21 protein-coding genes and 2 tRNA genes are annotated in these 24,337 nt (G+C 61.6%); 14 read left to right on the forward strand and 9 right to left on the reverse strand.

Annotation, left to right across the window (positions count from 1 at the left end):
* Positions 1-42: 42 nt before the first annotated feature.
* Complete coding sequence (gene uvrY / locus MKZ40_RS02445) at positions 43-705, reverse strand: UvrY/SirA/GacA family response regulator transcription factor (protein WP_043331360.1); 663 nt, start codon at positions 703-705, stop codon at positions 43-45.
* 301 nt (positions 706-1,006) lie between these two features.
* Between uvrY and MKZ40_RS02450 the strand changes: the two genes are divergently transcribed.
* The 3 genes from MKZ40_RS02450 (at position 1,007) to MKZ40_RS02460 (ending at position 2,367) form a co-directional block, all read left to right on the forward strand.
* Positions 1,007-1,082: transfer RNA gene (locus tag MKZ40_RS02450), tRNA-Ala, on the forward strand.
* Between the two features lie 75 nt (positions 1,083-1,157).
* Positions 1,158-1,233, forward strand: a tRNA-Ala gene (locus MKZ40_RS02455).
* Between the two features lie 261 nt (positions 1,234-1,494).
* Positions 1,495-2,367, forward strand: coding sequence for an AraC family transcriptional regulator (locus MKZ40_RS02460; protein WP_175088561.1), 873 nt, complete (start codon positions 1,495-1,497; stop codon positions 2,365-2,367).
* An 87-nt stretch (positions 2,368-2,454) separates the two neighbouring features.
* On the opposite strand, the gene MKZ40_RS02465 is transcribed toward MKZ40_RS02460, so the two are convergent.
* Complete coding sequence (locus tag MKZ40_RS02465; protein ID WP_217485787.1) at positions 2,455-3,534, reverse strand: ABC transporter ATP-binding protein; 1,080 nt, start codon at positions 3,532-3,534, stop codon at positions 2,455-2,457.
* Positions 3,535-3,663: 129 nt separating this feature from the next.
* Entirely contained in the window at positions 3,664-4,581 is a 918-nt protein-coding gene (argF, locus tag MKZ40_RS02470; protein ID WP_175088562.1) for an ornithine carbamoyltransferase, read from the reverse strand.
* 316 nt (positions 4,582-4,897) lie between these two features.
* Between argF and grxD the strand changes: the two genes are divergently transcribed.
* A complete protein-coding gene (grxD, locus tag MKZ40_RS02475; protein WP_166018798.1) occupies positions 4,898-5,230 on the forward strand; it encodes a Grx4 family monothiol glutaredoxin in 333 nt (110 codons plus the stop codon).
* A 167-nt stretch (positions 5,231-5,397) separates the two neighbouring features.
* Here the strand turns inward: grxD and rnt are convergent, their stop codons facing one another.
* The gene (gene rnt, locus MKZ40_RS02480) at positions 5,398-6,093 is read right to left on the reverse strand and encodes a ribonuclease T (RefSeq protein ID WP_175088563.1); all 696 of its coding nucleotides are present in this window, start codon (positions 6,091-6,093) and stop codon (positions 5,398-5,400) included.
* 267 nt (positions 6,094-6,360) lie between these two features.
* Here rnt and MKZ40_RS02485 point away from each other — a divergent pair, with 267 nt between their 5' ends.
* From MKZ40_RS02485 to MKZ40_RS02505, 5 genes are all read left to right on the forward strand, one after another.
* Positions 6,361-7,626, forward strand: coding sequence for an argininosuccinate synthase (locus tag MKZ40_RS02485; protein ID WP_282627791.1), 1,266 nt, complete (start codon positions 6,361-6,363; stop codon positions 7,624-7,626).
* Between the two features lie 326 nt (positions 7,627-7,952).
* A complete protein-coding gene (locus MKZ40_RS02490; RefSeq protein ID WP_306424366.1) occupies positions 7,953-8,240 on the forward strand; it encodes an HlyU family transcriptional regulator in 288 nt (95 codons plus the stop codon).
* 53 nt (positions 8,241-8,293) lie between these two features.
* A complete protein-coding gene (locus MKZ40_RS02495) occupies positions 8,294-8,998 on the forward strand; it encodes a glutathione S-transferase (RefSeq protein WP_175088565.1) in 705 nt (234 codons plus the stop codon).
* Between the two features lie 484 nt (positions 8,999-9,482).
* Positions 9,483-10,685 carry a sensor domain-containing diguanylate cyclase gene (locus MKZ40_RS02500; RefSeq protein WP_217485788.1) on the forward strand — a complete coding sequence of 401 codons (1,203 nt, stop codon included), beginning with the start codon at positions 9,483-9,485 and terminating at the stop codon, positions 10,683-10,685.
* Between the two features lie 312 nt (positions 10,686-10,997).
* On the forward strand, positions 10,998-12,851 hold the full coding sequence (locus tag MKZ40_RS02505) for a dihydroxyacetone kinase subunit DhaK (protein WP_175088566.1): 1,854 nt from the start codon (positions 10,998-11,000) through the stop codon (positions 12,849-12,851).
* Between the two features lie 173 nt (positions 12,852-13,024).
* On the opposite strand, the gene MKZ40_RS17200 is transcribed toward MKZ40_RS02505, so the two are convergent.
* From MKZ40_RS17200 to MKZ40_RS02515, 3 genes are all read right to left on the reverse strand, one after another.
* Positions 13,025-13,270: a DMT family transporter gene (locus tag MKZ40_RS17200; RefSeq protein ID WP_348994682.1), complete on the reverse strand. Its 246-nt coding sequence runs from the start codon at positions 13,268-13,270 to the stop codon at positions 13,025-13,027.
* 9 nt (positions 13,271-13,279) lie between these two features.
* Entirely contained in the window at positions 13,280-13,909 is a 630-nt protein-coding gene (locus MKZ40_RS02510; RefSeq protein ID WP_348994676.1) for a DMT family transporter, read from the reverse strand.
* 146 nt (positions 13,910-14,055) lie between these two features.
* Entirely contained in the window at positions 14,056-14,907 is an 852-nt protein-coding gene (locus tag MKZ40_RS02515) for an IclR family transcriptional regulator (RefSeq protein ID WP_175088567.1), read from the reverse strand.
* Positions 14,908-15,160: 253 nt separating this feature from the next.
* On the opposite strand from MKZ40_RS02515, the gene xsc reads away from it, so the two are divergent.
* The 4 genes from xsc (at position 15,161) to MKZ40_RS02535 (ending at position 20,107) form a co-directional block, all read left to right on the forward strand.
* Positions 15,161-16,981 carry a sulfoacetaldehyde acetyltransferase gene (xsc, locus tag MKZ40_RS02520; protein ID WP_254626986.1) on the forward strand — a complete coding sequence of 607 codons (1,821 nt, stop codon included), beginning with the start codon at positions 15,161-15,163 and terminating at the stop codon, positions 16,979-16,981.
* Between the two features lie 164 nt (positions 16,982-17,145).
* The gene (pta, locus tag MKZ40_RS02525) at positions 17,146-18,165 is read left to right on the forward strand and encodes a phosphate acetyltransferase (RefSeq protein ID WP_175088568.1); all 1,020 of its coding nucleotides are present in this window, start codon (positions 17,146-17,148) and stop codon (positions 18,163-18,165) included.
* Between the two features lie 146 nt (positions 18,166-18,311).
* The gene (locus MKZ40_RS02530) at positions 18,312-19,244 is read left to right on the forward strand and encodes a 5'-nucleotidase (RefSeq protein WP_175088569.1); all 933 of its coding nucleotides are present in this window, start codon (positions 18,312-18,314) and stop codon (positions 19,242-19,244) included.
* A 17-nt stretch (positions 19,245-19,261) separates the two neighbouring features.
* Positions 19,262-20,107 carry a hypothetical protein gene (locus tag MKZ40_RS02535; RefSeq protein ID WP_175088570.1) on the forward strand — a complete coding sequence of 282 codons (846 nt, stop codon included), beginning with the start codon at positions 19,262-19,264 and terminating at the stop codon, positions 20,105-20,107.
* A gap of 16 nt (positions 20,108-20,123) precedes the next feature.
* Here the strand turns inward: MKZ40_RS02535 and MKZ40_RS02540 are convergent, their stop codons facing one another.
* Positions 20,124-21,872, reverse strand: a complete 1,749-nt coding sequence (locus MKZ40_RS02540; protein ID WP_175088571.1) for a cobalt chelatase — start codon at positions 21,870-21,872, stop codon at positions 20,124-20,126.
* Positions 21,869-22,984 (reverse strand): AAA family ATPase, encoded by a 1,116-nt coding sequence (locus tag MKZ40_RS02545; protein WP_282627774.1) that lies wholly within the window; start codon positions 22,982-22,984, stop codon positions 21,869-21,871. The genes MKZ40_RS02540 and MKZ40_RS02545 overlap by 4 nt, the downstream gene beginning before the upstream one ends.
* Before the next feature lie 193 nt (positions 22,985-23,177).
* Here MKZ40_RS02545 and thiO point away from each other — a divergent pair, with 193 nt between their 5' ends.
* Positions 23,178-24,317, forward strand: coding sequence for a glycine oxidase ThiO (gene thiO / locus MKZ40_RS02550; RefSeq protein WP_175088573.1), 1,140 nt, complete (start codon positions 23,178-23,180; stop codon positions 24,315-24,317).
* The last annotated feature ends 20 nt before the right edge of the window (positions 24,318-24,337 follow it).

The following is a 24,337-nucleotide window of genomic DNA, read 5'->3' on the forward strand; positions in this document are numbered from 1 at the left end:
CGCGGGCCTGCAGCGTGTGACAGGCCCGCAAGGTGTGCTTGCTCAGGCCTCGTCAGGACGGTCCAGCACGTAGTCATCCAGCAATTGGTGACGCATGGCCAGGTGCGTCATCTCCACGTCGCTGGTCACACCAAGCTTGTCGAAGATGCGGTAGCGGTAGGTGTTGACCGTCTTCGGGCTCAGGTGCAGGCGGTCCGAGATCTCGCTGACGCGATGGCAATTGACGATCATCGTCGCCACCTGAAGTTCTCGGCTCGATAGCTGATCGAAGGGATTGCTGCGCTGGGTGTCCATGCCCGAGAACACCAGGCGCTGGGCGATTTCCGGGGACAGATAGCGTTCGCCTGCGGCCACCTGATGGATGGCGCGGATCATCTCGTCAAAGGGCGTGCCCTTGGAGATGAAACCGAAGGCTCCCGCTTCCAGCAGGCGTTTGGCGAAGGACTCTTCCAGATAGGCGGTCAGCACGATGACTCTGACGTCGGGCAGGCTGCGCACGATCTTCTGTGTGGCTTCCAGGCCATCGACGCCGGGCATGCGTATGTCCATGAGCACGATATCCGGGCTGTGCTCACGGCAGAGTTTGATCGCGGTTTCGCCATCCGAGGCTTCTGCAATCACCTTGAGCCCATCCTCTAGCTCAATGGTACGGACGATGCTGGTACGCACCAGGTGGTGGTCGTCAGCGACAAGAACCTTGATCAAGGCGGCTCCAGTAAAGATGTCAATAAGCAATGAAGTGAATGCGGGATCCAATGTACCCATTGGACAAGGGCTTGTCGATGCCCCTGTTATCCAGTGCGTCGCGTTCAGGATAACCACTACTGATATAGTGCTAGCGTGATTCCTGCTCCTTGTCGTCGGCCGTGAGGCAGTGAGCGAGCCGCTGCGGTAAATCGTGCTCCGCGATGCGATGCCCAGACTTCACGCACTCCACAAAGCGCAGCAAAAATAAGAGGTTGACGACGTATTCGTCGCTCTGTAATATGCGCTCCATCGTGAAGACGGGGCCTTAGCTCAGCTGGGAGAGCGCAACACTGGCAGTGTTGAGGTCAGCGGTTCGATCCCGCTAGGCTCCACCATGATTCACGACAAGTCTGTCCAGGTTTCACGTGCCCACTTGCCTGCAGGTGACACATGACATGACAGTCTGATGAGGGGCCTTAGCTCAGCTGGGAGAGCGCAACACTGGCAGTGTTGAGGTCAGCGGTTCGATCCCGCTAGGCTCCACCAGAATTGTTGAAAAAGCGGTCATCCTTCGGGGTGGCCGCTTTTTTGTGCCCGGCTTTCAGCTCGGCCCTGTCAGCTTGCCCCTGTCTGCAGCTCGCCCCTGTCTGCTTCACATATATAGCCGCCATTTCCCGGGTCTGCCAACGCTGAGGAAGATAGGCGAGAAATCTCATCCAGTCTCGTGATCGGCTGAAATTGCCGCCAATCATTGCCTGATCGTCTCAAGTTGTTGATGAGAGGCAGGCATGGCGCTAGATTGGCGACATGAGCAGACAAGAGATCACACGACTCGTGGCGAGCCTCGCCCACGAAGAAGGCATTCGAGAGACCGCAGTGAAGGGCGTGCAGCTCTTTCGCATGACGGAGCCCGTGCGTTGCGCGCCGGCCATCTATGAGCCCGCCGTGGTGGTGATCGTCAGCGGTGCCAAGGAGGCGATACTGGACGGCGAGCGACATGTCTATGACAGCCGTCAGTATCTATGTTGTCCCATCTCGATGCCGGTCGAGGCGGGCGCCCCCACGGCCTCGCCAGAGACGCCATTGTTGGGCGTGTACGTCTCGCTGGACACGCGGGTGATGACGGAGCTTGCCATCGAGATGGAAAGCGCTGCGGGGCTTGTGCGCAAGCCGGGCAGCGGCCCACTGCCGCCGGGGCTTGCCCTGGCGCATTGGGACGCCGCCTTCAGCGATGCCTTGTTGCGACTGCTGCAGGTGGCACAGAGCCCCACCGATGCGGCGATACTGGGAGAAGGGCGGCTGCGGGAGCTTTACTACGCCGTCCTGAAGGGCGAGGCGGGGGAGTCGGCGCGACGCGCCTTCGGTGTGGGCAATGAGATCGCGCGGGCGATCGATTACCTCTCCAGCCGTCTGGGTGAGCCGGTCAGCATTGAAGACATGGCCGGGCGGGTCGGCATGAGCCGCGCCGTCTTCCACCGCAAGTTCAAGCAGGCGACCACGATGTCGCCGATCCAGTTCGTGAAGTCCATGCGTCTCAATACCGCCGCCATGCAGATCGCCAATGGCAAGACCGTCAGCGAGGCGGCCATGGCCGTGGGCTATGTCAGCTCCTCGCAATTCAGTCGTGAATTCAAGCGCCTGTACGGGCAGTCGCCCAAGCAATGGAGTCAGTTCAAATAGCGGCCCTCCATGAGCGAGCCATGAAAAAACGGCCATCCGAAAGGAGGCCGTTTTTTCATGGCTGGCGATCATCCTGTGCGTGGCGCGCTAGAGCACCGCTTCACTCTCCTCGACACGCTCGAAGAGGATCAGATGATCGGCCTGGATGCGCAGCATGACCTGCTCTCCGGGCTGATAGTCGTGATGGCTGTTGAAGGCCGCCTCGACTGCCCGCCCGGAAGGCAGCGCCAGCCGGTAGAGGGTGCTGGTACCGGCGAAGGTCGCGCTGAGCACGCGTGCCTTGAGGTCGGTCGCTTCCGAATCTCCTTCGGCCAACACCAGATCATCCGGGCGCAGCAGCACATCCACCGGCGTGCCGGGTGCATACGGATAGGCACGGTTGCCGCGAATCACGCCCAGCTCCGTGCTCACGCATTCGTTGTCCTTCAGCGTGCCGGGGATGAAATAGCCCTGGCCGATGAAGTTGGCGACGAAGCGCGTGGCGGGTTCGTGATACAGGTTGAACGGCGTGTCCCACTGCTGCAGATGACCGCCGTGGATCACGCCGATCTGGTCGGCCATCGCGAAGGCCTCATTCTGGTCATGCGTGACCAGCACCGCGCTGATGCCGAGGTGCTTGAGAATCCGCCGCACCTCCTGGCTCAGCTGACGGCGCAGCTCCACGTCCAGATTCGAGAACGGCTCATCGAGCAGCAGAATGCGCGGCTCCGGTGCCAGCGCGCGGGCCAGGGCCACGCGCTGCTGCTGGCCACCGGACAGTTCATGCGGGAAGCGCTCGCCGAGGTGGGCGAGGCCGACCAGGGTCAGCAGCTCCGTCACCTTGTCATTGCGCGTTTCTCGGGTCATGCGGCGCACGCCGAAGGCCACGTTGTCCGCCACGCTCAGATGGGGGAACAGCGCGTAATCCTGAAAGACCATGCCGACATGGCGCTGCTCCGGCGCGGTCAGATGAGTCGCGCTGGACAGCACCTCGCCTTCGAGACGAATCTCGCCCACTGCCACCGGTTCGAAGCCGGCAATCGCGCGCAGCAGCGTGGTCTTGCCGCAGCCGGAGGGGCCGAGCAGGCAGGCAATGTCACCCTTGTTGAGGGAGAAATTGATGTCGCGGGTCACGACGGTGGTGTCGTAGCGACATTCCAGCGAATCGATCTGAAGGAGCGGTTGCATGATGGCAGGTCAGTCCGGATGGCGATGAAGGCAGCGGGGCAGGGGAGTGTCCGTCTCGCTTGAGCATACGCGAGCGCCGCCTGCGTGGATGCAGGCGGCGGCTCAGTCCTGAGCTTCAGTGCTGATGGCTCAGTCCTGGCGACCCAGCATCAGGAACTCGAGCAGTGCCTTCTGGGCATGCAGGCGATTGCCTGCTTCCTGCCAGACGATGGCGCGCGGGTCATCCAGCAGACCCATGCTGATCTCTTCGCCGCGGTGTGCCGGCAGGCAGTGCAGGAAGATGACATCGTCGGCGGCCTTGTCGAGCATGGCTTCATCGACCTGGAAACCGGCGAAGTCGGCCTCACGCTTGAGCTGCTCTTCTTCCTGGCCCATGGAGGCCCAGACATCGGTGGTCACCAGGTCCGCGCCCTGCACGGCTTGCTGCGGGTCACGATGGATGCTGACGCGCTGGCCAGCCGCCGCGACGATCTCGCTGTCCGGCTCGTAGCCTTCCGGGCAGCAGATGCGCAGGTTGAAATCGAACTGACGCGCGGCGTTGATCCAGGAGTGGCACATGTTGTTGCCATCGCCGATCCAGACCGCTGTCTTGCCCTTCACGGAGCCACGGCATTCGGTCCAGGTCATCACGTCCGCCAGCAGCTGGCACGGATGATAGTCATCGGTCAGCGCATTGATGACCGGCACGCTGGAGGCGTCGGCGAAGGCTTCGATGTCGGAATGGGCGAAGGTGCGGATCATCACGCCATCGACCATCTCGGACAGCACGCGGGCGGTGTCGCCGATCGGCTCGCCACGGCCCAGCTGGGTGTCGCGCGGTGACAGGAACAGCGCATGGCCACCGAATTGCGCCATGGCCGTCTCGAAGGACACGCGGGTGCGCGTAGAGGACTTCTCGAAGATCATCGCCAGGGTGCGGTTGGCGAACGGCGTATAGACCGGACCTTCCTTCTTCAGCCCATCCTTGATGGTGATGGCGCGCTGGATGAGGTAGTCGAGTTCTTCCGGAGAAAGGTCAAGCAGGGTCAGAAAGTGCCGGGTGGCCATCGAGCGGGCTCCTGTCAGGGTCTCGGGCAGCACCATCGAAAAGGGCGCCATGCGTCGGAGGGAAGGAAGTCGCCGACGATCACGGCGCCCGGATGGCGCTGCCTGTCAAAAGAGCCATCCTAGCCAGCTCGGCTCGAGCGTGCAACGCTCACGCCGTTATCAGGGCAGCCATGGCGCGTGCTGCAGGGCCGATGCGCGCTGCTGCAGACAGCAACCCACAACTCGGGCACTATCGGGGGCTGAATTCATGGCTTACCCCCAGTAGAATGAGGGAATGACACTCACGGGCCTTGCGCCCACCGTCCGAGGATTTCACATGAGCACTACCATCGAATCGATCGAAAAGCAGATTGGCGAGAACCCGATCCTCCTGTACATGAAGGGCACCCCGCAGCTGCCGCAGTGTGGTTTCTCTGCGCAGACCGTGCAGGCCGTCATGTCCTGCGGCGAGCGTTTCGCCTTCGTCAACATTCTCGACAACCCGGACATCCGCGCCGAGCTGCCGAAATACGCCAACTGGCCGACCTTCCCGCAGCTGTGGGTCAACGGCGAGCTGGTCGGCGGTTGCGACATCGTGGTCGAGATGTACCAGAACGGCGAGCTGGAGCCGTTGATCAAGCAGGCCGCTCAGGAAGCGTCTGCCGAGTGATCGGCATCTTCTGATCGGCACCCCTGATCCGCATCTTCTGATAGGAGCCGCTCTGATCATGCTCGCTCTTGGTAGATCAGTGCCGAGCAGAAAAAACGCCCCCGCAGCCAGGCTGCGGGGGCGTTTTCATGTCTGATGCTTGGAGGGCTTGTCAAAAGCTCTGCCAGTCAGGGCGCGGGCGCGTCGAGCGAGACCGGCACCTCGTCATTCATGCCCTGTTCTTTCATCGCCAGGTCCCAGCCGCCCAGGTCCTTGAAGCGGTTGACCATCGCGCAGAACAGCTCCGCGGTGCGTTCGGTGTCATAACGCGCCGAGTGGGCGGAGGCGTTGTCGAACTCGATGCCGGCGGCGCGGCAGGCCCGCGCCAGCACTGTCTGGCCATAGACCAGACCCGCAAGCGAGGCGGTATCGAAGCACGAGAACGGGTGGAACGGATTGCGCTTGATGCCGCAACGCTCGACTGCCGCGTTCAGGAAGCCCTGATCGAAGGCCGCATTGTGGCCGACCAGCACCGCACGCGTGCAGCCGTGTGCCTTGATGGCCTTGCGCACCGGGCTGAAGATCTCGCCCAGCGCCTGATTCTCGGCCACCGCGACCTGCTTGCGCACCGGGTTGTCGAGATCGATACCGGTGAAATCCAGTGCCGACTGTTCGATGTTGGCGCCCTCGAAGGGGGCCACGTGGAAGGCATAGGTCGCATCCGGCACCATGTTGCCATCGTCGTCCATGGTCAGCGTGACGGCAGCGATCTCGAGCAGTGCATCACCGGCGGCATTGAAACCACCCGTCTCGAGGTCGACCACCACTGGCAGAAAGCCACGGAAGCGCTGTGCCATCTGCGTGCGCTCGCTCGCCTGGGTCATCAAGATCTCCAATCCCGTCATAGCATCTCGTGCTGCGTCGTGCGTATTGCCGACGCTCAAGGTGGCCAATTGTAGCAGGGCGAAAAGGGCGCGTCGCGGCGCTGGCCGCGTGCCGGGGTGTCTCTGGCCCTCCTGGCAGTATCGGTGAGGTGCCAGCCTCGCTATAATCGGCGTCACATCGTGATTCGGGTAGATGAGCGGCTGCGCTTGCGCGGCCTTCGCTCGTCTGGACCGGGCGATCCAACCCCACCTGCGGCCACGGCGTTCATCAGTGGTACGCGGGAACTACAAGCATCAACTCAGGAGTCAAGCATGTCCGACGTGCAAAAGGTCGTTCTCGCCTACTCCGGCGGCCTGGACACTTCAGTCATCGTCAAGTGGCTGCAGGAAACCTACAACTGTGAAGTCGTGACCTTCACAGCTGACCTCGGTCAGGGCGAGGAAGTCGAGCCGGCGCGTGCCAAGGCAGAAGCCCTCGGCGTGAAGGAGATCTACATCGAAGACCTGCGCGAGACCTTCGTCCGCGATTACGTCTTCCCGATGTTCCGTGCCAACGCCATCTATGAAGGCGAGTACCTGCTGGGCACCTCCATCGCACGTCCGCTGATCGCGCGTCGTCTGGTCGAGATCGCCAACGAGACCGGCGCCGACGCCATCTCTCACGGCGCGACCGGCAAGGGCAACGACCAGGTGCGTTTCGAGCTGGGCGCCTACGCGCTGAAGCCGGGCATCCAGGTCATCGCGCCGTGGCGTGAGTGGGACCTGAACTCCCGCGAGAAGTTGATGGAATACTGCGAGCAGCACGGTATCGAAGTCGACTACGCCAAGAACAAGAAGAAGTCTCCGTACTCCATGGATGCGAACCTTCTGCACATCTCCTATGAAGGTGGCGTGCTGGAGGACCCGTGGACCGAGTGCGAAGAAGAGATGTGGCGCTGGAGCGTCAGCCCGGAGCAGGCGCCGAATGACGCGACCTATATCGATCTGACCTACACCAAGGGCGATATCACTGCCATCGACGGCAAGGAAATGGCCGCTCACGAAGTGCTCGAGTACCTGAACAAGGTCGGCGGCGCCAACGGCATCGGCCGTCTCGACATCGTCGAGAACCGTTACGTCGGCATGAAGTCGCGTGGCTGCTATGAAACACCGGGCGGCACCATCATGATGCGTGCTCACCGTGCCATCGAATCCATCACTCTGGACCGCGAAGCGGCCCACCTGAAGGACGAGATGATGCCCAAGTACGCTGAGCTGGTGTACAACGGCTACTGGTGGAGCCCGGAGCGTCGCATGCTGCAGGCGGCCATCGATGAGTCCCAGAAGGTCGTCAACGGCGTCGTGCGTCTCAAGCTCTACAAGGGCAACGTGATCGTCGTCGGCCGTCAGTCCGAAGATTCGCTGTTCGATGAGTCCATCGCGACCTTCGAAGACGACGCGGGCGCCTACGATCAGAAAGATGCTGCCGGCTTCATCAAGCTGAACTCCCTGCGCCTGCGTATCGCGGCCAGCAAGGGACGTGGCATCGAGTAATCTCTGATCCGATAGCCTGATCTCGGAACACCATGACGCCGGCCCCTGCTGCAGCCATTCGCTGCCATAGGGGTCGGCGTCGTGCTATCCGGCTGTCCGTGCCGCGTCAACCGGCTGTGGATGTCACGCTGCCGGCGGCCGGAGCCGGGCGCGCTTTCGTCTGATGAGGTGCTGATCATCCAGGGCACGCATGGCGCTCAGCGGCGTTGCTGGGCGCTTTTCTCCCTCGTGGGTGCATGCGATGCTGGCCAAAGCCCCTTTTCATTGTCATTTCTGCACGTAGAGTGCCGGCGACCGTCATGGCGGCCGGCCAAGGAAGATGTCTCATGCTGGGTATGCTGAAGAAACTGTTTGCCGCAGGCGAGCCTGCGCCGGTCAAGGAACCGGAAGCCACTGAATACAAGGGCTATCTGATCGTGGCGATGCCGCAGAAGCACGACGGTCAATACCGGGTGTCGGGCGTGATCCGCAAGCCGGTGGAAGGCGGCGAGATGCTGGAGCACCGTTTCGAGCGCTCCGACACCGTGCCGGGCGAAGAGGGCGCCGTGGAGCTGACCCTGCTCAAGGCGAAGCGCACCATCGATGACCTGGGTGACAGCATCTTCGAGCGCTGATCGCCCCCGGAGCTGACCGCTGCGCACTTGACCCTACCTTCAGGAGCACGCCCATGATCACGGTTCACCATCTGGAAAACTCGCGCTCGCAGCGCATCCTGTGGCTGCTGGAAGAGTTGAATCTTGAATACCGTCTGCAGACCTATGCCCGCGACAGCAACAGCATGCGTGCGCCCAGGGCGCTGAAGGAGATTCACCCGCTGGGCAAGGCGCCGATCATCACCGACACCACCCTGACGGGAGAGAATGCCGAGCCGGTGGTGGTCGCCGAGTCCGGTGCGATCATCGAATACCTGATCGATCTGTACGCCGGCCAGGGCAGCGGCAGCACTGTCCATCTGCGCCCACCCGCCGGCAGCCAGGCCGAGCGTGACTATCGCTTCTGGCTGCACTTCGCCGAGGGCTCGGCGATGCTGCCGCTGATGCTCAGACTTGTGTTCTCGCGCCTCGACAAGCCGCCGGTGCCGTGGCTGGTGCGTCCGATCGCGCGCAAGCTGGCCAAGGGTGTGAATGACAGCTTCATCAGCCCGGAGATCAAGGCGCATCTCGCCTACATGGATACCTGTCTCGAGCATCGCCAGTGGCTTGCCGGTGACTCGCTGACCGGTGCCGATATCCAGATGAGCTTCCCGATCCAGGCGCTTGATGCGCGCCAGGGGCTCAAGAATCACCCGAATATCCAGGAATGGCTGGCCCGCATCCGTCAGCGCGAGGCCTTTCAGCGTGCCGTGGCCAAGGGTGGCGAGCTGGCGCTCTGATGAGCTGATGCTTTTGCGCTCTGAGGTGCTGATGCTTTTTTGCTCTGAGGTGCTGATGCTTTTTTGCTCTGAGGTGCTGAGGTGCTGATGCTCGGGTGCGAGTCGCAAACATCATATGGCTTGCGCATTTTTGCGCTATTGATGTGATTGAGACTTTCATCGGGATTCTTTCGGCATTCGGGCTGTCACATCTGGACGTTATATCGATAGGTTCTGTTTTAGATATTTAAGCTACAGTTAATGCTTATTGATCTCGAGCGGGCGACAGCCGCCCAGCCACCAGGCTGGGCGGCGAAGCGCCAAGGATGCCAGGCACAACAGGCGGAGAAGCATCGCAAGACAGAACGACATGGCATAACAACATGTCTGGACAACAAGACATAGCACTAGACCGTGAGCGATGCATCGGCAAGCGAGTGGGGGAGTCCGCCGTGTGCCGATGGATGAACAGGATGCAGGACAAGGAGTCGACCGGGGGCCTGGCATGGCACGCAAGAGTCTGCGTGAACAATCACTGGAACAAGCACTCCAGCAGATGGAACGCGACAAGGCTCGCCTTGAACGCCGACTAGCGGGGCTGGAAGAGAAACTGTCGACGACGCTCGACGGTACCGGCCTGCGCCTCTGGCAGCTCGAAGTGCCCAGCGGCAAGCTCACCATCTTCAACTATCGTTGGGGACGTATGCTGGGCTATCAGCCCGGCGAGCTGAACGCTCATTTCGATGTCTGGCGTGAGCACCTGCACCCGGAAGACCGCGATGAAGTGCTCGCCAACCTCAATGATCACCTCGAGGGGCGCACCGAGGTCTATCAGGTCGTGCATCGCATGCTGGCCCGCGATGGCAGCATCACCTGGGTCGCCGATCGCGGACGGGTGGTCGAGCGCGATGAGCACGGCAATGCCCTGCGGCTGCTGGGCACGCATACCGACATCAGTCATGAGAAGGACTACGAATCGCGCCTCAATGCACTGGCCAGTACCGATGCCCTGACGGGGCTTGCCAATCGCCAGGCCATCAACAGCTGGCATCAGCGACCGCTGGCCGATGACAGTGCCTTGATCTTCATCGACCTCGACGGCTTCAAGCAGGTCAATGATCAGTTCGGTCATCGTGCCGGTGACGAAGTGCTGGTGCTGGTCGCGCATGGCCTGAACGATGAGCTGCACCGGCTGGGCATCCACCAGCATCTCTCGGCGCGTTTCGGCGGCGATGAATTCCTCTTTCAGCTGCCCCGCATGACACTGCCGCGTGTTGAACATATCGCCCGTCGCTGGCTGGAGCGCTTCGCGCATCCCCTCGAGATCAGCGGTGGTCTCGGCTGCGTCGGCCTGAGCATCGGCATCTGTTTCGGGCGCGATGCCGACAATCGCTTCGGGCTGGCGCTGGAACAGGCCGATCAGGCGATGTATCGGGTCAAGCACCATGGCAAGCACGGCTACAGGGTGCACGCGCCGGTGGAATGCTCTGCCAGCGAATACCAGGCCTCGAATCTGCAGGCCCCCGCGAGTCGGCTGCCTTCCTGGCTGCACCCACAGCATGCACCGCTAACGCAGCAGGCGCCGGCCCCCCGGCCAGCCCCCCAGTCGCCGCCAAGGCAGCAGCCCGCTCCTGCCGATACCGAGCGTGGCGATAGCGTATCGGCTGATTCTGAGTCTGCCGATGCCAGGGCCAAGGAGGCCAGGTGAACGCCATGACAAGCCTGCCTGCTTCCCGCTGGCTCCCGACATCCCAAGCCCCCTGCACGCGCAAGCGTCGGGGGCTTTTGTCTTTCAGGCCACTCGATTGACGGGCGTGGCGCAACGCGGCAGCGCGAATGCCATCATTTTCTGATATGACTATTGCATCCGGCAAAGTCGCGAACGACGCTGGGGGGACGGCAAGGCAGGATGAGTCGAGGCCCCCCGGCGTCATGGAAGCGTCGTGACGCAAGACAGGCATGAACGGCGGCCTCAAGTGCCGCCTTTATCAGCAGGGCGAGTGTCCTCAAGGAGAGAAGGATGAGTAGCAGCGAGTCTGGCCGACAGTTCATCAATCAGCCACGCCTGGTCGTCGGCGAGGCGCTGGAAGGCTGCGCACGACTGCGCCACCCGGATGGCAGTGGCGTGCGGCTGTCAGACCCCGCCAGTGGCATGCGCCTGGTAGTGCGTGATGACTGGGCGCGCGATCAGGTCGCGCTGATATCCGGTGGCGGCTCGGGGCATGAACCCGCGCACGCAGGCTTCGTCGGCGCGGGCATGCTGACAGCCGCCGTGTGTGGTGAGCTGTTCGCCTCGCCGACGGTGGACGCCGTGCTGGCGGCGATCCGCGAAGTGACCGGTGAGGCCGGGGCCTTGCTGATCGTCAAGAACTACACCGGGGATCGCCTCAACTTCGGACTGGCGGCCGAGCGGGCGCGCCAGGAAGGCTTCAAGGTCGAGATGGTCATCGTCGCCGACGATGTGGCGCTGCCCGATAACCCGCAGCCACGCGGGCTGGCCGGGACGCTGCTGGTGCACAAGGTCACCGGTGCGCTGGCGGCACGCGGGGCGGGCCTCAAGGAAATCACCGCCGTCGCGCGTCGCGTCGCCGACAGCTGTTCAACCTTGGGCGTTGCCTTCAATGTCGGCCGCCATCCCGGCAAGCCGCGAGAGCAGCGCGCACCGGAACTGGGGCTGGGCATTCACGGCGAGCCGGGCGCCATGGCGCTGGAGCTTGGCAGCGACTCGGGCACCCACGGCGTGCATGCCGTCATGGACACCGTGGTCACGGCGCTGGTGCAGGGCCATTCGCGCAAGGATGTCGGCGGCGACCTGCCGGCCAGCGGCCATCTGCTGCTGATCAATGATCTGGGCGGTTGCTCGGCGCTGGAGCGCAGTCTGCTGCTGGAAGAAGCGCTGACGCATCCGTCGCTGCAGGCGCTGGGCATCCATGCCGTGGTCGGCCCGCAACCGCTGATGACCTCGCTGGACATGCACGGCTTCTCGCTGACGCTGCTGCCGCTGGATAGCCTGCTGGAAGAGGCGCTCAGCGCCAGCTGCGCGCCGGTCGCCTGGCCGGGTGTGCAGCCGGTGACGCCACTGGCGCACTTCACCCCGAGTCAGGACGCCGTCAGAACGGCCAGAGACGAAGCCTCGGATGCCAGACGTGCCCAGGCCAGGGCCGACTGCCGGGAGCGTGCCGCCCGTGGCGTGAAATCGCGTGCCGGCCTGCCGGGCGATCCGCAGGTCGAGCAACGCCTGCGCGCGGCATTGGAAGTCCTGCTTGCCAGCGAGGCGGATCTCGACCGACTCGATGCCATCAGCGGTGACGGTGATACCGGCAGTACCTTCGCCAGCGGTGCGCGTGCGGTGATCGAGGCGCTGGAAGACTGCGAGCTGGCATGTGGTGATTCCGGCGAGCTGATGGCCACCATCGGCAAGCAGCTGGCCCACGGCATGGGCGGCTCCAGTGGTGTGCTGCTCTCGACGCTGTTCACCGCAGCGGCCACCCGCTGGAAGGAGCAGTCGAACACGAATGGCCAGGCGCCAATGAGCCAGCGCTGGCACGATGCCCTGAGTCACGGCGTCGCCCGCATGCAGCATTACGGCGGTGCCTCACGCGGCGACCGCAGCCTGCTGGATGCGCTGTTGCCGGCGCTGGAAGCACTGCAGTCTTCGCTGCAGACGACCCCGAGCGCACGTGTCGACTGGGCCGCGATGGCGCGCGCCGCCCGTCAGGGCGCGGATGCCACCGCCGAGATGGCCAAGGCGCGGGCCGGGCGCTCCGCCTACGTGCCTTCCGCCCATCTGGTCGGCAACAGCGACCCGGGCGCGGAAGCCGTGGCGCGCGTCTTCGAAGCGCTGGCCGATGCCGCCGAGGAAGCCGCAGGTTGATTGAAGCTTCCATTGACCCGCTGAGCTGGTTGACCCGAATGACGAGTGTCTGAGCTCTCCAGCCCCATAAAGCTCTAGAGCCAAAGCCGCATGACGCAAAAAGGCCCGCCCATGAACCTCGTGTTCAGGGGCGGGCCTTTGGGTTCATGGGGCAAGCGTCATGCGGCAAGCGGTCAGGCAACTTTCTGACGTGTCGGCAGCCGGATCAGGCGGGTGGCGATGGCGGTGCCCAGCAGAGTGATGCCCATGCCGGTGAGGATGCGCGCATCGATCACCTCATCGAGCAGCAGGTTGCCCCACAGCAGCGCGCTGACCGGTACCAGGAAGGTGACGGAAGTGGTCGCGGTGGCGCCGGCGCTGGCCAGCAGGCGGAAGAAGATCAGGAAGGCGAGGCTGGTGCTGAGTACCGCCAGCGCGATCGCGCTGCCCTAGGCTTCCAGGCTGACGCTGGCCTGTGGCCACATCCACAGGCCCGGAACCAGCAGCAGCAGGGACGACATCAGCGAGCTGCCCGCGGCCAGCACCGGTGAGGGCAGGTGATTCAGGCGCTGGCGCGAGAAGTTGGAGGCGAAGCCGTAGCAGAAGGTCGCGCCGAGGGCGGCGAGGATGAACCAGCCATCGCCGCCGAGCTGGAAATCGAGACGATCGCTCGACAGCACATAGACGCCGCTGAAGGCCACGGCCAGACCGAGATACTGCTGCTTCTGGATCGGTGTGGCGAAAAGCGCCATGCCCAGCAAGGCAGTGAACAGCGGCGTGGTGGCATTGATCAGCGAGGTGAAACCGGCCTCCAGTTGGGTGGTAGCCAGCGCCAGCAGGCAGAAGGGCAGCGCCTGGCTGGTCAGCCCCAGCACCGCAAGCGGGCCCTTGTGTTCCCACAGCATCTTCAACCGGCCCGCGCCCAGCAGCAGCGGGGCGAGTACCAGCGCGCCGATGCCCATGCGCAGCAGTATCAGCGTGGTCGGGCCGAATTCCGGCGCAGCCACACGCATGAAGATGAAAGACATGCCCCACAGGGTGGATAGCAGGACAAGACGCAAGGCATCGCTGGCGGACATGGTGTTCTCGACTTGGCGTGTGAAAGGCAGTCCGACAGGCTAGCCTCTCATGCGCGTCACGGGAAGCACGACCTTGTATTCGTCACTGCTCGGTTTCTGCTCAGCTCCAACCCTGGCCCCAGTCTACTGGCCTAAGCCCGCTGGCCTCAGGCGGACGGTATCGCACCGCGCTGGATGGCGGCGATATCGCGGGCGGCGCGCTCCAAAGCCGGCAGGTGCTTGAGCATGTCCTCGCGCGACTGGCGCATCACCGGCGCCTGGATCGCCACGCCGATGTTGGAGGGGCCATCGGGATTGGGTGCCAGCACCGCGATGCACACCAGTCCGGGCAGGAATTCCTCGTCATCCAGCGCGAAGCCTTGCTGGCGGACCTGCTCGATCTCGGCCTCGACGGACTCGATGTCAGTCAGGGTGTTGCGCGTCATCGCGTTCAGCGGCGTGCCGGTCAGCAGGCGACGGCGCTGGGCGGGTGGCATCTGGGCCAGAAACAGCTTGCCGCTGGCGGAGCAATGCACCGGCACCCGTGAACCGGGGTGCAGATAGAAGCGCAGCGGGGCCTGGGTCTCGACGCGGTCCAGATACAGCACTTCGCTGCCGGACAGCGCCGTGATGTTGCAGCTCTCGCCAACCTCTTCCATCAGCCGGTTGAGCACGCCGTGGCGTGCGCCCTGCACGGTGTCGTTGAGCAGCAGGTTCTCCGCCAGTCGGCGCAGACGGCTGCCCTTGCTGTAATGACGGTTGTCCGCCTCGCGCTGCAGCATGCCGCTGCCTTCCAGCTGCTGCAGCATGCGGTGCAGCGTCGGCTTGGGCAGGCCGGTCTCTTCCACCAGTCCCTGCAGGGTGAAGAACTGGTCCTTGGCGGCGATCACTTCCAGCAACGCCAGCAGGCGCTGGGCGGGCGTATCGCCTTCTATCTTGCTGCCTTCCTTGCTGGCCTCCCTGTCAGCGTCCTTGCGGTCACGCGGCAGGCTTGCCTGGGGCTGGGTGGCACTGTTCATGGGCTATTCCCTCCTTCAATCCGTGCGCGGGGCAGTGTGGCGCCGAAACGCTCGGCCCGTCAGTGCCTTGCGTTGCTGTGCCTACTTTAACAGTACTCCATTCATCGGAAGAAGTTTCTAAAAAAGGAGTGTTTTTGATCATTTTCTGAAATCGGGCTTGACGGACCGCTCGGTGAGGGCTAATTTTGGTCACATGTTTCGGTAATCGGAACTAAATGTATCAATAAACATAAAATCTAGAGTTGGAGACGCCATGAGCACTCAAGACAGCGCAGACAATCGCAAGGTCGTGCAGGGCAAGCAGAAGATGACCCCTTCCGAGGCCTTCGTGGAAACCATGGTCGCCAATGGCGTCACCGACATGTTCGGTATCATGGGCTCCGCCTTCATGGATGCGATGGACATCTTCGCGCCGGCCGGCATTCGCCTCATTCCGGTGGTGCATGAGCAGGGCGCTGCCCACATGGCCGATGGCTATGCTCGCGTCTCCGGTCGTCACGGCATGGTCATCGGCCAGAATGGCCCGGGCATCTCCAACTGCGTCACCGGTATCGCGGCCGCTTACTGGGCGCACAGCCCGGTGGTCATCGTCACGCCGGAAGCCGGCACCACCGGCATCGGCCTGGGCGGCTTCCAGGAATGCAAGCAGCTGCCGATGTTCCAGGAATTCACCAAGTACCAGGGCCACGTGACGCACCCGTCGCGCATGGCGGAATACACCGGTCGCTGCTTCGATCGCGCCATGTCCGAGATGGGCCCGACCCAGCTCAACATTCCGCGTGACTACTTCTATGGCGAGATCGAATGCGAGATTCCCAAGCCGGCACGTGTCGACCGCGGCCCGGGTGGCAGCAAGAGTCTGGATGAGGCAGCCGAGCTGCTGGCCAGCGCCAAGTTCCCGGTCATCGTTTCCGGTGGCGGTGTGGTGATGGCCGATGGCGTCGAGGAGTGCAAGGCGCTGGCAGAGCGTCTCGGCGCGCCGGTGGTCAACAGCTACCAGCACAACGATTCCTTCCCGGCCAGCCACCCGCTATGGTGTGGTCCGCTCGGGTATCAGGGCTCCAAGGCGGGCATGAAGCTGATCTCCCAGGCCGATGTCGTCATCGCGCTGGGCACGCGCCTCGGGCCGTTCGGTACCCTGCCGCAGCACGGCATGGACTACTGGCCGAAGGACGCGAAGATCATCCAGATCGACGCCGACCACAAGATGCTGGGCCTGGTGAAGAAGATCTCCGTCGGCATCTGCGGCGATGCGCGTGAAGCGGCCATCGCCCTGACCGAGCGCCTGTCCGGTCGCAATCTCGAGTGCGATGCCACCAAGGATTCGCGCCTCAGCACCATCCGCGAAGAGAAGGCCGCCTGGGAAGCCGAGCTTGACGAGTGGACCCACGAGAAGGACGCCTTCAGTCTCGACGCCATCGACGAAGCCAAGGACGAGAAGCCGTTCTCCGGCGGCGAATACCTGCACCCGCGTCAGGTACTGCGCGAGCTGGAAAAGGCGATGCCGGAAGATGTCATGGTGTCCACCGACATCGGCAACATCAACTCCGTGGCCCACAGCTACCTGCGCTTCGACAAGCCGCGCAGCTTCTTCGCCCCGATGAGCTTCGGCAACTGCGGCTACGCGCTGCCGACCATCATGGGTGCCAAGACTGCCGCGCCGGAACGTCCTGCCATCGCCTACGCCGGTGACGGCGCCTGGGGCATGAGCCTGATGGAAATCATGACCGCCGTGCGTCACGACATTCCGGTCACGGCTGTCGTCTTCCACAACCGTCAGTGGGGCGCCGAGAAGAAGAACCAGGTCGAGTTCTACAACCGTCGCTTCGTCGCCGGTGAGCTGGACAACCAGAGCTTCGCCGAGATCGCCCGCTCCATGGGTGCCGAAGGTATCACCGTCGACCGTCTGGAAGACGTGGGCCCGGCCCTCAAGAAGGCCGTCGACATGCAGATGAACGAAGGCAAGACCTGCGTCATCGAAGTGATGTGTACTCGCGAACTGGGCGACCCGTTCCGCCGCGACGCCCTCAAGAAGCCGGTGCGTCTGCTCGAGAAGTATCAGGATTACGTGTAACGCCCGTCGCTGATCGCGCTGTGCAGGTCATGGATGGCAGCGTGATGAAGCGGGTGTAGCGCGACGCGCAAGCAGGACTGGAACTCTCCCTTGCCCCGGCCATTTCTGATGTCCGGGGCTTTTTGGATGTGTCGGCTGCCTGCAAGGGCAGCGAGGAGACAGACATGAAGGCACTCAACAACATTCTGGCGCGGGCCAAGGCAGACCCGCGCCGTATCGTGCTCTGCGAAGGGCAGGACATGCGGGTGGTGCAGGCGGCGGTGAACGCGGCGGAGCAGGGACTGGCGCAGGTGATGCTGGTGGGCGACCCGACCGTCATCGCCGCCACCGCCAGAGAAGCCGGGCTTGGGGATCAGGCACTGGCACGGCTCGAGCTGATCGACCCCGCCACCTCCGAGCACACCGCCAGGCTTGCCGAGGCGCTGCACGCGCATCGCGCGGCCAAGGGCATGACGGCGGAGCAGGCTGCCGAGAAGATTCGTGATCCACTGACATTTGCCAACATGCTGGTGCGCGAAGGGCTGGCGGATGGCTCGGTGGCTGGCGCCGTGCTCACCACTGCCGATGTGGTGCGCACCGCCATTCAACTGCTGGGGTTGGCGCCGGGCAGCAAGCTGGTCTCCAGCTTCTTTCTGATGATGCTGTGCAAGCCGTTCCACAACCTGAAGGGCGGGATGATCTTCTCGGACTGCGGGCTGGTGATCGACCCCGACGCCGAGGAGCTATCGCAGATCGCGCTGGCCGCCGCCGACAGCGCCCAGGCACTGCTCGGGGAAGACCCGCGGGTGGCGATGCTGTCGTTCTCCACCAATGGCAGCGCGCATCACGCCGCGGTGGACAAGGTGGTGCAGGCCGCGCATCGGGTACGCGAGCAACGCCCGGATATCGCCATCGATGAAGACGTGCAGCTCGACGCCGCCATCGTGGCGGAAATCGCCGAGCGCAAGCTGCCCACCTCGCGCGTCAAAGGCACCTCCAACGTGCTGGTGTTCCCCAATCTGGAAGCCGGCAACATCGGCTACAAGCTCGCCGAACGCATCGGCGGTGCCGAAGCCATCGGCCCGCTGCTCCAGGGCCTCGCCAAACCCGCCAACGACCTCTCGCGCGGCTGCTCCACCGCTGACATCCTCAATGTCATTGCGGTCACTGTCGTTCAGGCACAGCAGCGCTCCCCGCAAGACTGAATCTTACTCTCTGTTCTTTATTAAAAAGCCGTATACAGCAGGTCAGGCAGGCGAAAGCCTGCCTTTATTTTGTTTTTTAATTTAGTCTTGGCTTATGATCATGGAGTGAATTGATTAGTCGCTTGAGATGATGTTCTGAGGTGTTTATGCCGTATGAATTAGAGAAAAGATTGGTGGTAGGATTATCTTCTAGTGCCTTGTTCAATTTGCAAGAGGCAGATAAGATATTTAGAGAAAAAGGTGAGCAAGAATACCGCGAGTACCAAAGAGATAACCAAGATAAAACATTGCTCCCTGGTGTTGCTTTCCCATTTGTACGTCGTTTGCTTAAGTTAAATGAGCTTAGACCCTCAGACCCTTTGGTTGAGGTTATACTGCTTTCCCGTAATGATCCAGATACTGGCTTGAGGGTCTTGAATTCTATAGAACATCATGAATTGGGAATAACTAGAGCTGCATTTCTACAAGGAAAATCACCTTATAAATATATACCTGCTTTCGATATTGAACTCTTCTTATCAGCCAATGAGCAAGATGTTAAGCAGGCAGTGTTAGCAGGTTATCCAGCTGGTAAAATTCTAGAAGGTGATATTAAGGACGATATTTTTGATAAAGAGTTGAGGATAGCATTCGATTTTGATGGAATATTGGCAGATGATGAAGCTGAAGAAGTTTATAAGCATGGCTCCATAGAAGAGTTTCATGATCATGAATCGAAGAAAGTGAATGTTGCCCACAATGCCGGGCCATTGAAGGATTTTCTCCAACGTATATCAATTATTCAGAAGTTGGAGCTTGATAAGTTGGAGTGTGATCCTACGTATACTCCGGTTCTAAAAGTCTCAATCGTTACAGCTAGGAATGCTCCGTCTCATAAGCGAGTTATAAACACTATGAGGGAGTGGGGGATATTAGTAAATGAGGCTTTCTTTATGGGTGGGGTAGAAAAACATAAAGTGCTAAATATACTCAAGCCGCATATCTTTTTTGATGATCAATTGAATCACTTGGAGCCTTCGGCTTCAGTGCTTCCATCCGTACATGTTCCTTTTGGGGTCGCCAATAAAGATGATTCCTGATTTAGAGGTGAATAGTCATGGAAGTTTTTAATGAAGTTATTTCAGATTATCAAAAGTTATGTATTAACACGCTTAATGATGTGTTTGGGCCTCGAAATGAGAATTTTGAAGATCCAATATACGAATATTTTAGACTGCAGAATAGAATGATTGATGTTAAGCCTAGAGTTGTTAAAGAGGCAAAAGGATTCGTATGTGATTCAGATTTTCAGATAGTATACACTGAGCTGCTGAGATGTATAGCTGAAGGTGAAGATTTAAGACGTTTTCGAAGTCGATTGATTAAGGTTTTATCTTATGATGACGATATGCTCTCGCATTGGGGAATACATCATTTTCATTTGGGAAGTAAAATAGAGCGTGATGGCTTTGTAAAACGAACAGGTAAGCTGGCTTTTATATTTTTCTCTGATCAAGATGCGTTAGTGTTGGGGATTTATGACCATACCTCATGGTGTGATGTAGATCTAATACAAGTCATTCATGACAACTGGCCGGACAGATTGACTGAGTTTAGAATATGTGGTCAAGATAAGCCATTGACTCAAGAAAACTGCAAAACTCTTAGATCTAAAAATATGAATTCCACAGTGGTTGTTGATGATGGAACCACATATTTGTCTCCAGGTATGGGTGTCACAACCAATGGTGTGTCCATTAAGGCCTCAATTACGAGAGATGTTTTAGTTAATAGGTTGGATGTGGATTTTTTGAACATCAAAAATAATATAGATCAGTTGGTATCAGCTTGTGATTCTGCTAAACATTTGAGTTCGATAACAATAGGTGTGCTGGAATGTAAAGCTGATTTTTCTCCGGTCTATGTGATCAAGGAAACAGGCTTTAGGTTTACACTTAGTTAAGGTTTTTCTATAGGTTTCACATCCCCTGATGCCGACACGCCAGCGCCATGTGATGAACGATTTCATCGGCAAGGGCGTTGTCGAGGGTGCGTTCGAGGTCGATGATCAGCTGGTTGGGGTAGTAGGCGCTGAGGTCCAGCCCGACGCCGAGGCCGAGGATGGCCTGGCGGCCGGAGCGGGTCTGTTGCGCGACAACCTGCTTGAGGTGGCTGTCGAGGTACTGTTCGTCATTGGCCATGTTGGTGGCGCTGTCACAGGGGCTGCCATCGGAGATGACGACCAGCAGACGGCGTGCGCCTTCGTCGGCAGGGGCGTTGTCGGCGAGACGTGAGCAGGCCCATTGCACGGCTTCGCCATCCATGCCTTCGCGGTAGAGATCGGCCTTGAGCAGGGCGCCGAAGTTGCGGCGTGCACGGCGCCACGCCAGTGACGCGGGCTTGAAGACCAGATACTGCACTTCATTCAGGCGACCCGGACGCGCGGGCTTGCCGGCGCGTCGCCAGTCCTTCAGGGCGCGGCCGCCATTCCAGGCACCCGTGGTGAAGCCGAGCACCTCGGTGGGCACACCGGCCATGTCCAGCGCGCGGGTGAGAATCTCGATCAGCATCGCCACCGCCTCGCCATGCACCTTCATCGAACCGGAGCAGTCAATCAGGAAACTGACCTGGGCACTGGCCTCGGGCACCCAGCGCTCGCGCTGGAAGACCCGCCGCTCGGCCGGCGAGGAAATCACCTGACTCAGCCGCCGGCCATCGATGATTCCTTCCTCTTCCCCGAAGTGCCAGCCTTCACGCTGCGGTGAGCTGAAATGGCGCGCCAGCTGACGTGCCAGGCGGCGCACGTTGATCTTCTGCTCCGCCAGACGCGTATCCAGCGCCTGACGATACTCGTCGAGCAGGGCCGCGCGCATGCGTCTGGCCGGCTCCAGCTCGCGGTCATAGGCCGTGGTGAACACCTGATAGGGCAGCAATTCCTCCGGCGCGCCACGCCGATGACTCGGCAGCTGTGATGCCGCCTGCTCCTCGAGCAGACTCGCTTCCTCATCCTCGTTTTCCAGAAACAGCGCGAAGCGCTGTCTGGCGTCTGCCTCGTCATCCTCCTCGCCGTCCTGCTCCTCCAGCGACTCGGCCAGCTCCTGCTCCAGCCACAGGCTGATGTTCAGCGCATGTTGCTGATAGGCCGCCTGATCGAAACGCGTGCGTCTCAGCCCCGCCATGTCAGCGCCCAGCGCCTGATAGAAGGAGGCGCGCGTCGTCTCGATGTAATCCTCCGTCTCGTGGATCACCGCACAGGCCATCAGGCGCGACCAGCACGACTGGATGACGCTGTAGATGAGGATGCCGCTGCTCGTCTCGGTCAGGCCCGCGTGATAGAAGGCCAGGCACCAGTCAGTGAAGCGCCGCGCCAGATTCTCCTTCACGCCGGGCATGTCAGGGTCGACCAGCGCCTCGACACGCAGCTGCTCCAGCAGGTCATAGATCAGTCGGGTTTCCGGCAGCGCCGGCCGCGCTGCCAGATGCAGCGCCTCGTCGGTGTGGATCAGGCGCAGCGCGATGGCATCGCTGACCGCGCGATAGTTGTCGAGCGTACAGTCATCTTCCTCAAGGCGCAGATGTGGCGTGCGCAATGGCAGCGCCTGAGCATGCCGACTCAGGCGCCGCCCCCGATAGGCCCAGCCGGCCTGACCGCTGAGTGCCCCGAGACTCGCAGCCGAAAGCTCCTCGAGATACTGCTGACGACGGCGTACCTGCTGGGCCGCACTCATGCCCGGGCTCCCTTGTCGCTGTCCTGTTCATCCATCAGATCGCTCTCCATCAGCGCCGCGGATTCCTCCAGCTCCTTGGCGAAACAACGCTGATAGAACTCGGCGACCAGCGGGCGCTCATGCTCATCGCACTTGTTGAGATAGGAGAGGCGGAAGGCCAGCGCCGGGTTGCGGAAGATCTCGCAGTTCTCCGCCCAGGTGATCACGGTACGCGGCGACATCAGGCTCGACAGGTCGCCATTGGCGAAGCCCTTGCGGGTGAGGTCGGCCACCGCGACCATCGCGCGAATCAGGGCGCGGCCACGCTCGTTGTCCTTGGCGGGTACCCGCGCCAGCACGATCTTCACCTCTTCCTCACGCGGCAGGTAATCCAGCTTGGCAACGATGTTCCAGCGGTCGATCTGCGCATGGTTGAGAAGCTGGGTGCCGTGATAGAGCCCATCCTGATTGCCAAGCCCGACGGTATTGGCGGTGGCGAACAGCCGGAACTGCGGATGCGGGCGAATCACGCGGTTCTGGTCGAGCAGCGTGAAGTGGCCGTCGCGCTCCAGAATGCGCTGGATGACGAACATCACGTCCGGACGGCCGGCATCGTACTCATCGAAGATCAGCGCGATGGGGCGGGTCAGCGACCAGGGCACGATGCCTTCCTGGAATTCGGTGACCTGTACGCCATCGCGAATCACGATGGCGTCCTTGCCGACCAGATCCAGCCGGCTGACATGGCCATCGAGATTGACGCGCAGGCACGGCCAGTTGAGGCGCGCGGCGATCTGCTCGATATGGGTCGATTTGCCGGTGCCGTGCAGGCCCTGAACCATCACGCGGCGGTTGTTGGTGAAGCCGGCGAGAATGGCGAGGGTGACATCGGGATTGAAGCGATAGGCCGTGTCGATTTCCGGCACGTGGGCGTCGCGCTCCAGAAATACCGGCACCTTGAGGTCGCTGTCGATGCCGAACAGCTCGCGCACGCCACGAAGCTCAGTGGGCTGCAACTGGCCGGCGGGCAGCGGCTGCTCGGCCGGGGAGGCGGGGCCTGCATCGCTGGCAGGGCTTGCATCATTGGCAGAGCTTTCATCACTGCTGGAAGGCGTCAAGGTGGCGTCGCTCACGGGTGTCTCCCTCGTCATTCTTGTCGGTGGCTGCCCGGCAGACCTGTATCGGGCGTGTAGGCAGACCTGTCACGGGGAGACAGGTCTGCCGGGCGGCGGCAATGGCTTGAATATAGCTTTGTTTCTAAAAATAATGCAAATCGTATCGAAATATGAGATTTGTGATTATTCATTCCCCGCAGGAGCAAGGCAGATGAGCGATACCCTGATCATTGGTGGCGGCGTGATCGGCATGATGATGGCGTGGCAGCTGGCCGAGGCCGGTCAGACGGTCACGCTGCTGGAGCGCGGCCAGTGCGGACGCGAGGCGTCGTGGGCCGGCGGCGGTATCGTCTCGCCGCTGTATCCGTGGCGTTACTCGAGTGCCATCTCGTCGTTATCACGCTGGTCGGAAGGCGAATACCCGAGGCTTGCCGAGGCGCTCAAGGAGGCCACAGGGGTCGACCCGGAATACCGCCAGAAGGGCCTGATCTATCTGCGGGTCGAGGATGAGGCGCTGGCGCTGGACTGGGCACGCACTCAACACAAGCCGCTGGAGGTGATCGAGCGTGAGGCGCTCTACGCGCGCGAGCCGCATCTGGTCAGTGGCCACCAGCAGGCGCTGTGGATGCCGACGCTCGGCAGCATCCGCAATCCGCGACTCGGTCAGGCGCTGCGTGCGCGCCTGCTGGCGCATCCGCGTATCCGGGTGCGTGAAGAGTGCGAGGTCACGCAGCTGGTGCTTGCCACGCCGTCGCGTGTCACGGGCGTGCAGCTTGTTGATGAGACCGTCAGCGCAGACAACGTCGTGGTATGTGGCGGCGCCTGGAGCGGCAGGCTGCTGGCCGCGGCCGGTGTACTGCTGCCGGTACGCCCGGTGAAGGGGCAGATGATGGTGTTCAATCCGGTGGCGGCGGGGCTTTGCAGTGTGGATGAGCCGCTGCTGTCGCGGGTGGTGCTGTGCGATGGCCGCTACGTGATTCCGCGCGCCGATGGACGGATTCTGATCGGCTCGACGCTGGAACATCAGGACTTCGACAAGTCCACCACCGCGCAGGCGCGTGAGTCGCTGCATGCCAGCGCCGCGAGCATTCTGCCGGCGCTGGGTGAGCTGGCGCCGGAGCATCACTGGGCCGGTCTGCGTCCGGGCACGCCGGATGGCACGCCCTTCATCGGCGCGGTACCAGGGCTTGATGGCCTTTACGTGAATGCCGGTCACTACCGCAATGGCCTGGTGCTGGCACCCGCCGCCACGCGCCTGCTCAGTGACATGCTGCTCGGCCGCGAGAGCTTCATGTCAGCGGAGGCCTTCACGCCCCCGGGCGTGATGGCGCCCACCGCTCTGGCTGGCTGATGCTTTCGATGGCTGATGCT

The sequence above is a fragment of the Cobetia sp. BMC6 genome, from assembly GCF_029991385.1.
Classification (GTDB): domain Bacteria; phylum Pseudomonadota; class Gammaproteobacteria; order Pseudomonadales; family Halomonadaceae; genus Cobetia.

Coding starts and splice junctions, on each gene's coding strand:
- MKZ40_RS02460 (WP_175088561.1), top strand. CDS start 1,495: ATGAGCAGACAAGAGATCACACGACTCGTGGCGAGCCTCGCCCACGAA.
- MKZ40_RS02465 (WP_217485787.1), bottom strand. CDS start 3,534: ATGCAACCGCTCCTTCAGATCGATTCGCTGGAATGTCGCTACGACACC.
- argF (WP_175088562.1), bottom strand. CDS start 4,581: ATGGCCACCCGGCACTTTCTGACCCTGCTTGACCTTTCTCCGGAAGAA.
- grxD (WP_166018798.1), top strand. CDS start 4,898: ATGAGCACTACCATCGAATCGATCGAAAAGCAGATTGGCGAGAACCCG.
- rnt (WP_175088563.1), bottom strand. CDS start 6,093: ATGACCCAGGCGAGCGAGCGCACGCAGATGGCACAGCGCTTCCGTGGC.
- MKZ40_RS02490 (WP_306424366.1), top strand. CDS start 7,953: ATGCTGGGTATGCTGAAGAAACTGTTTGCCGCAGGCGAGCCTGCGCCG.
- MKZ40_RS02495 (WP_175088565.1), top strand. CDS start 8,294: ATGATCACGGTTCACCATCTGGAAAACTCGCGCTCGCAGCGCATCCTG.
- MKZ40_RS02500 (WP_217485788.1), top strand. CDS start 9,483: ATGGCACGCAAGAGTCTGCGTGAACAATCACTGGAACAAGCACTCCAG.
- MKZ40_RS02505 (WP_175088566.1), top strand. CDS start 10,998: ATGAGTAGCAGCGAGTCTGGCCGACAGTTCATCAATCAGCCACGCCTG.
- MKZ40_RS02510 (WP_348994676.1), bottom strand. CDS start 13,909: ATGTCCGCCAGCGATGCCTTGCGTCTTGTCCTGCTATCCACCCTGTGG.
- MKZ40_RS02515 (WP_175088567.1), bottom strand. CDS start 14,907: ATGAACAGTGCCACCCAGCCCCAGGCAAGCCTGCCGCGTGACCGCAAG.
- xsc (WP_254626986.1), top strand. CDS start 15,161: ATGAGCACTCAAGACAGCGCAGACAATCGCAAGGTCGTGCAGGGCAAG.
- pta (WP_175088568.1), top strand. CDS start 17,146: ATGAAGGCACTCAACAACATTCTGGCGCGGGCCAAGGCAGACCCGCGC.
- MKZ40_RS02530 (WP_175088569.1), top strand. CDS start 18,312: ATGCCGTATGAATTAGAGAAAAGATTGGTGGTAGGATTATCTTCTAGT.
- MKZ40_RS02535 (WP_175088570.1), top strand. CDS start 19,262: ATGGAAGTTTTTAATGAAGTTATTTCAGATTATCAAAAGTTATGTATT.
- MKZ40_RS02540 (WP_175088571.1), bottom strand. CDS start 21,872: ATGAGTGCGGCCCAGCAGGTACGCCGTCGTCAGCAGTATCTCGAGGAG.
- thiO (WP_175088573.1), top strand. CDS start 23,178: ATGAGCGATACCCTGATCATTGGTGGCGGCGTGATCGGCATGATGATG.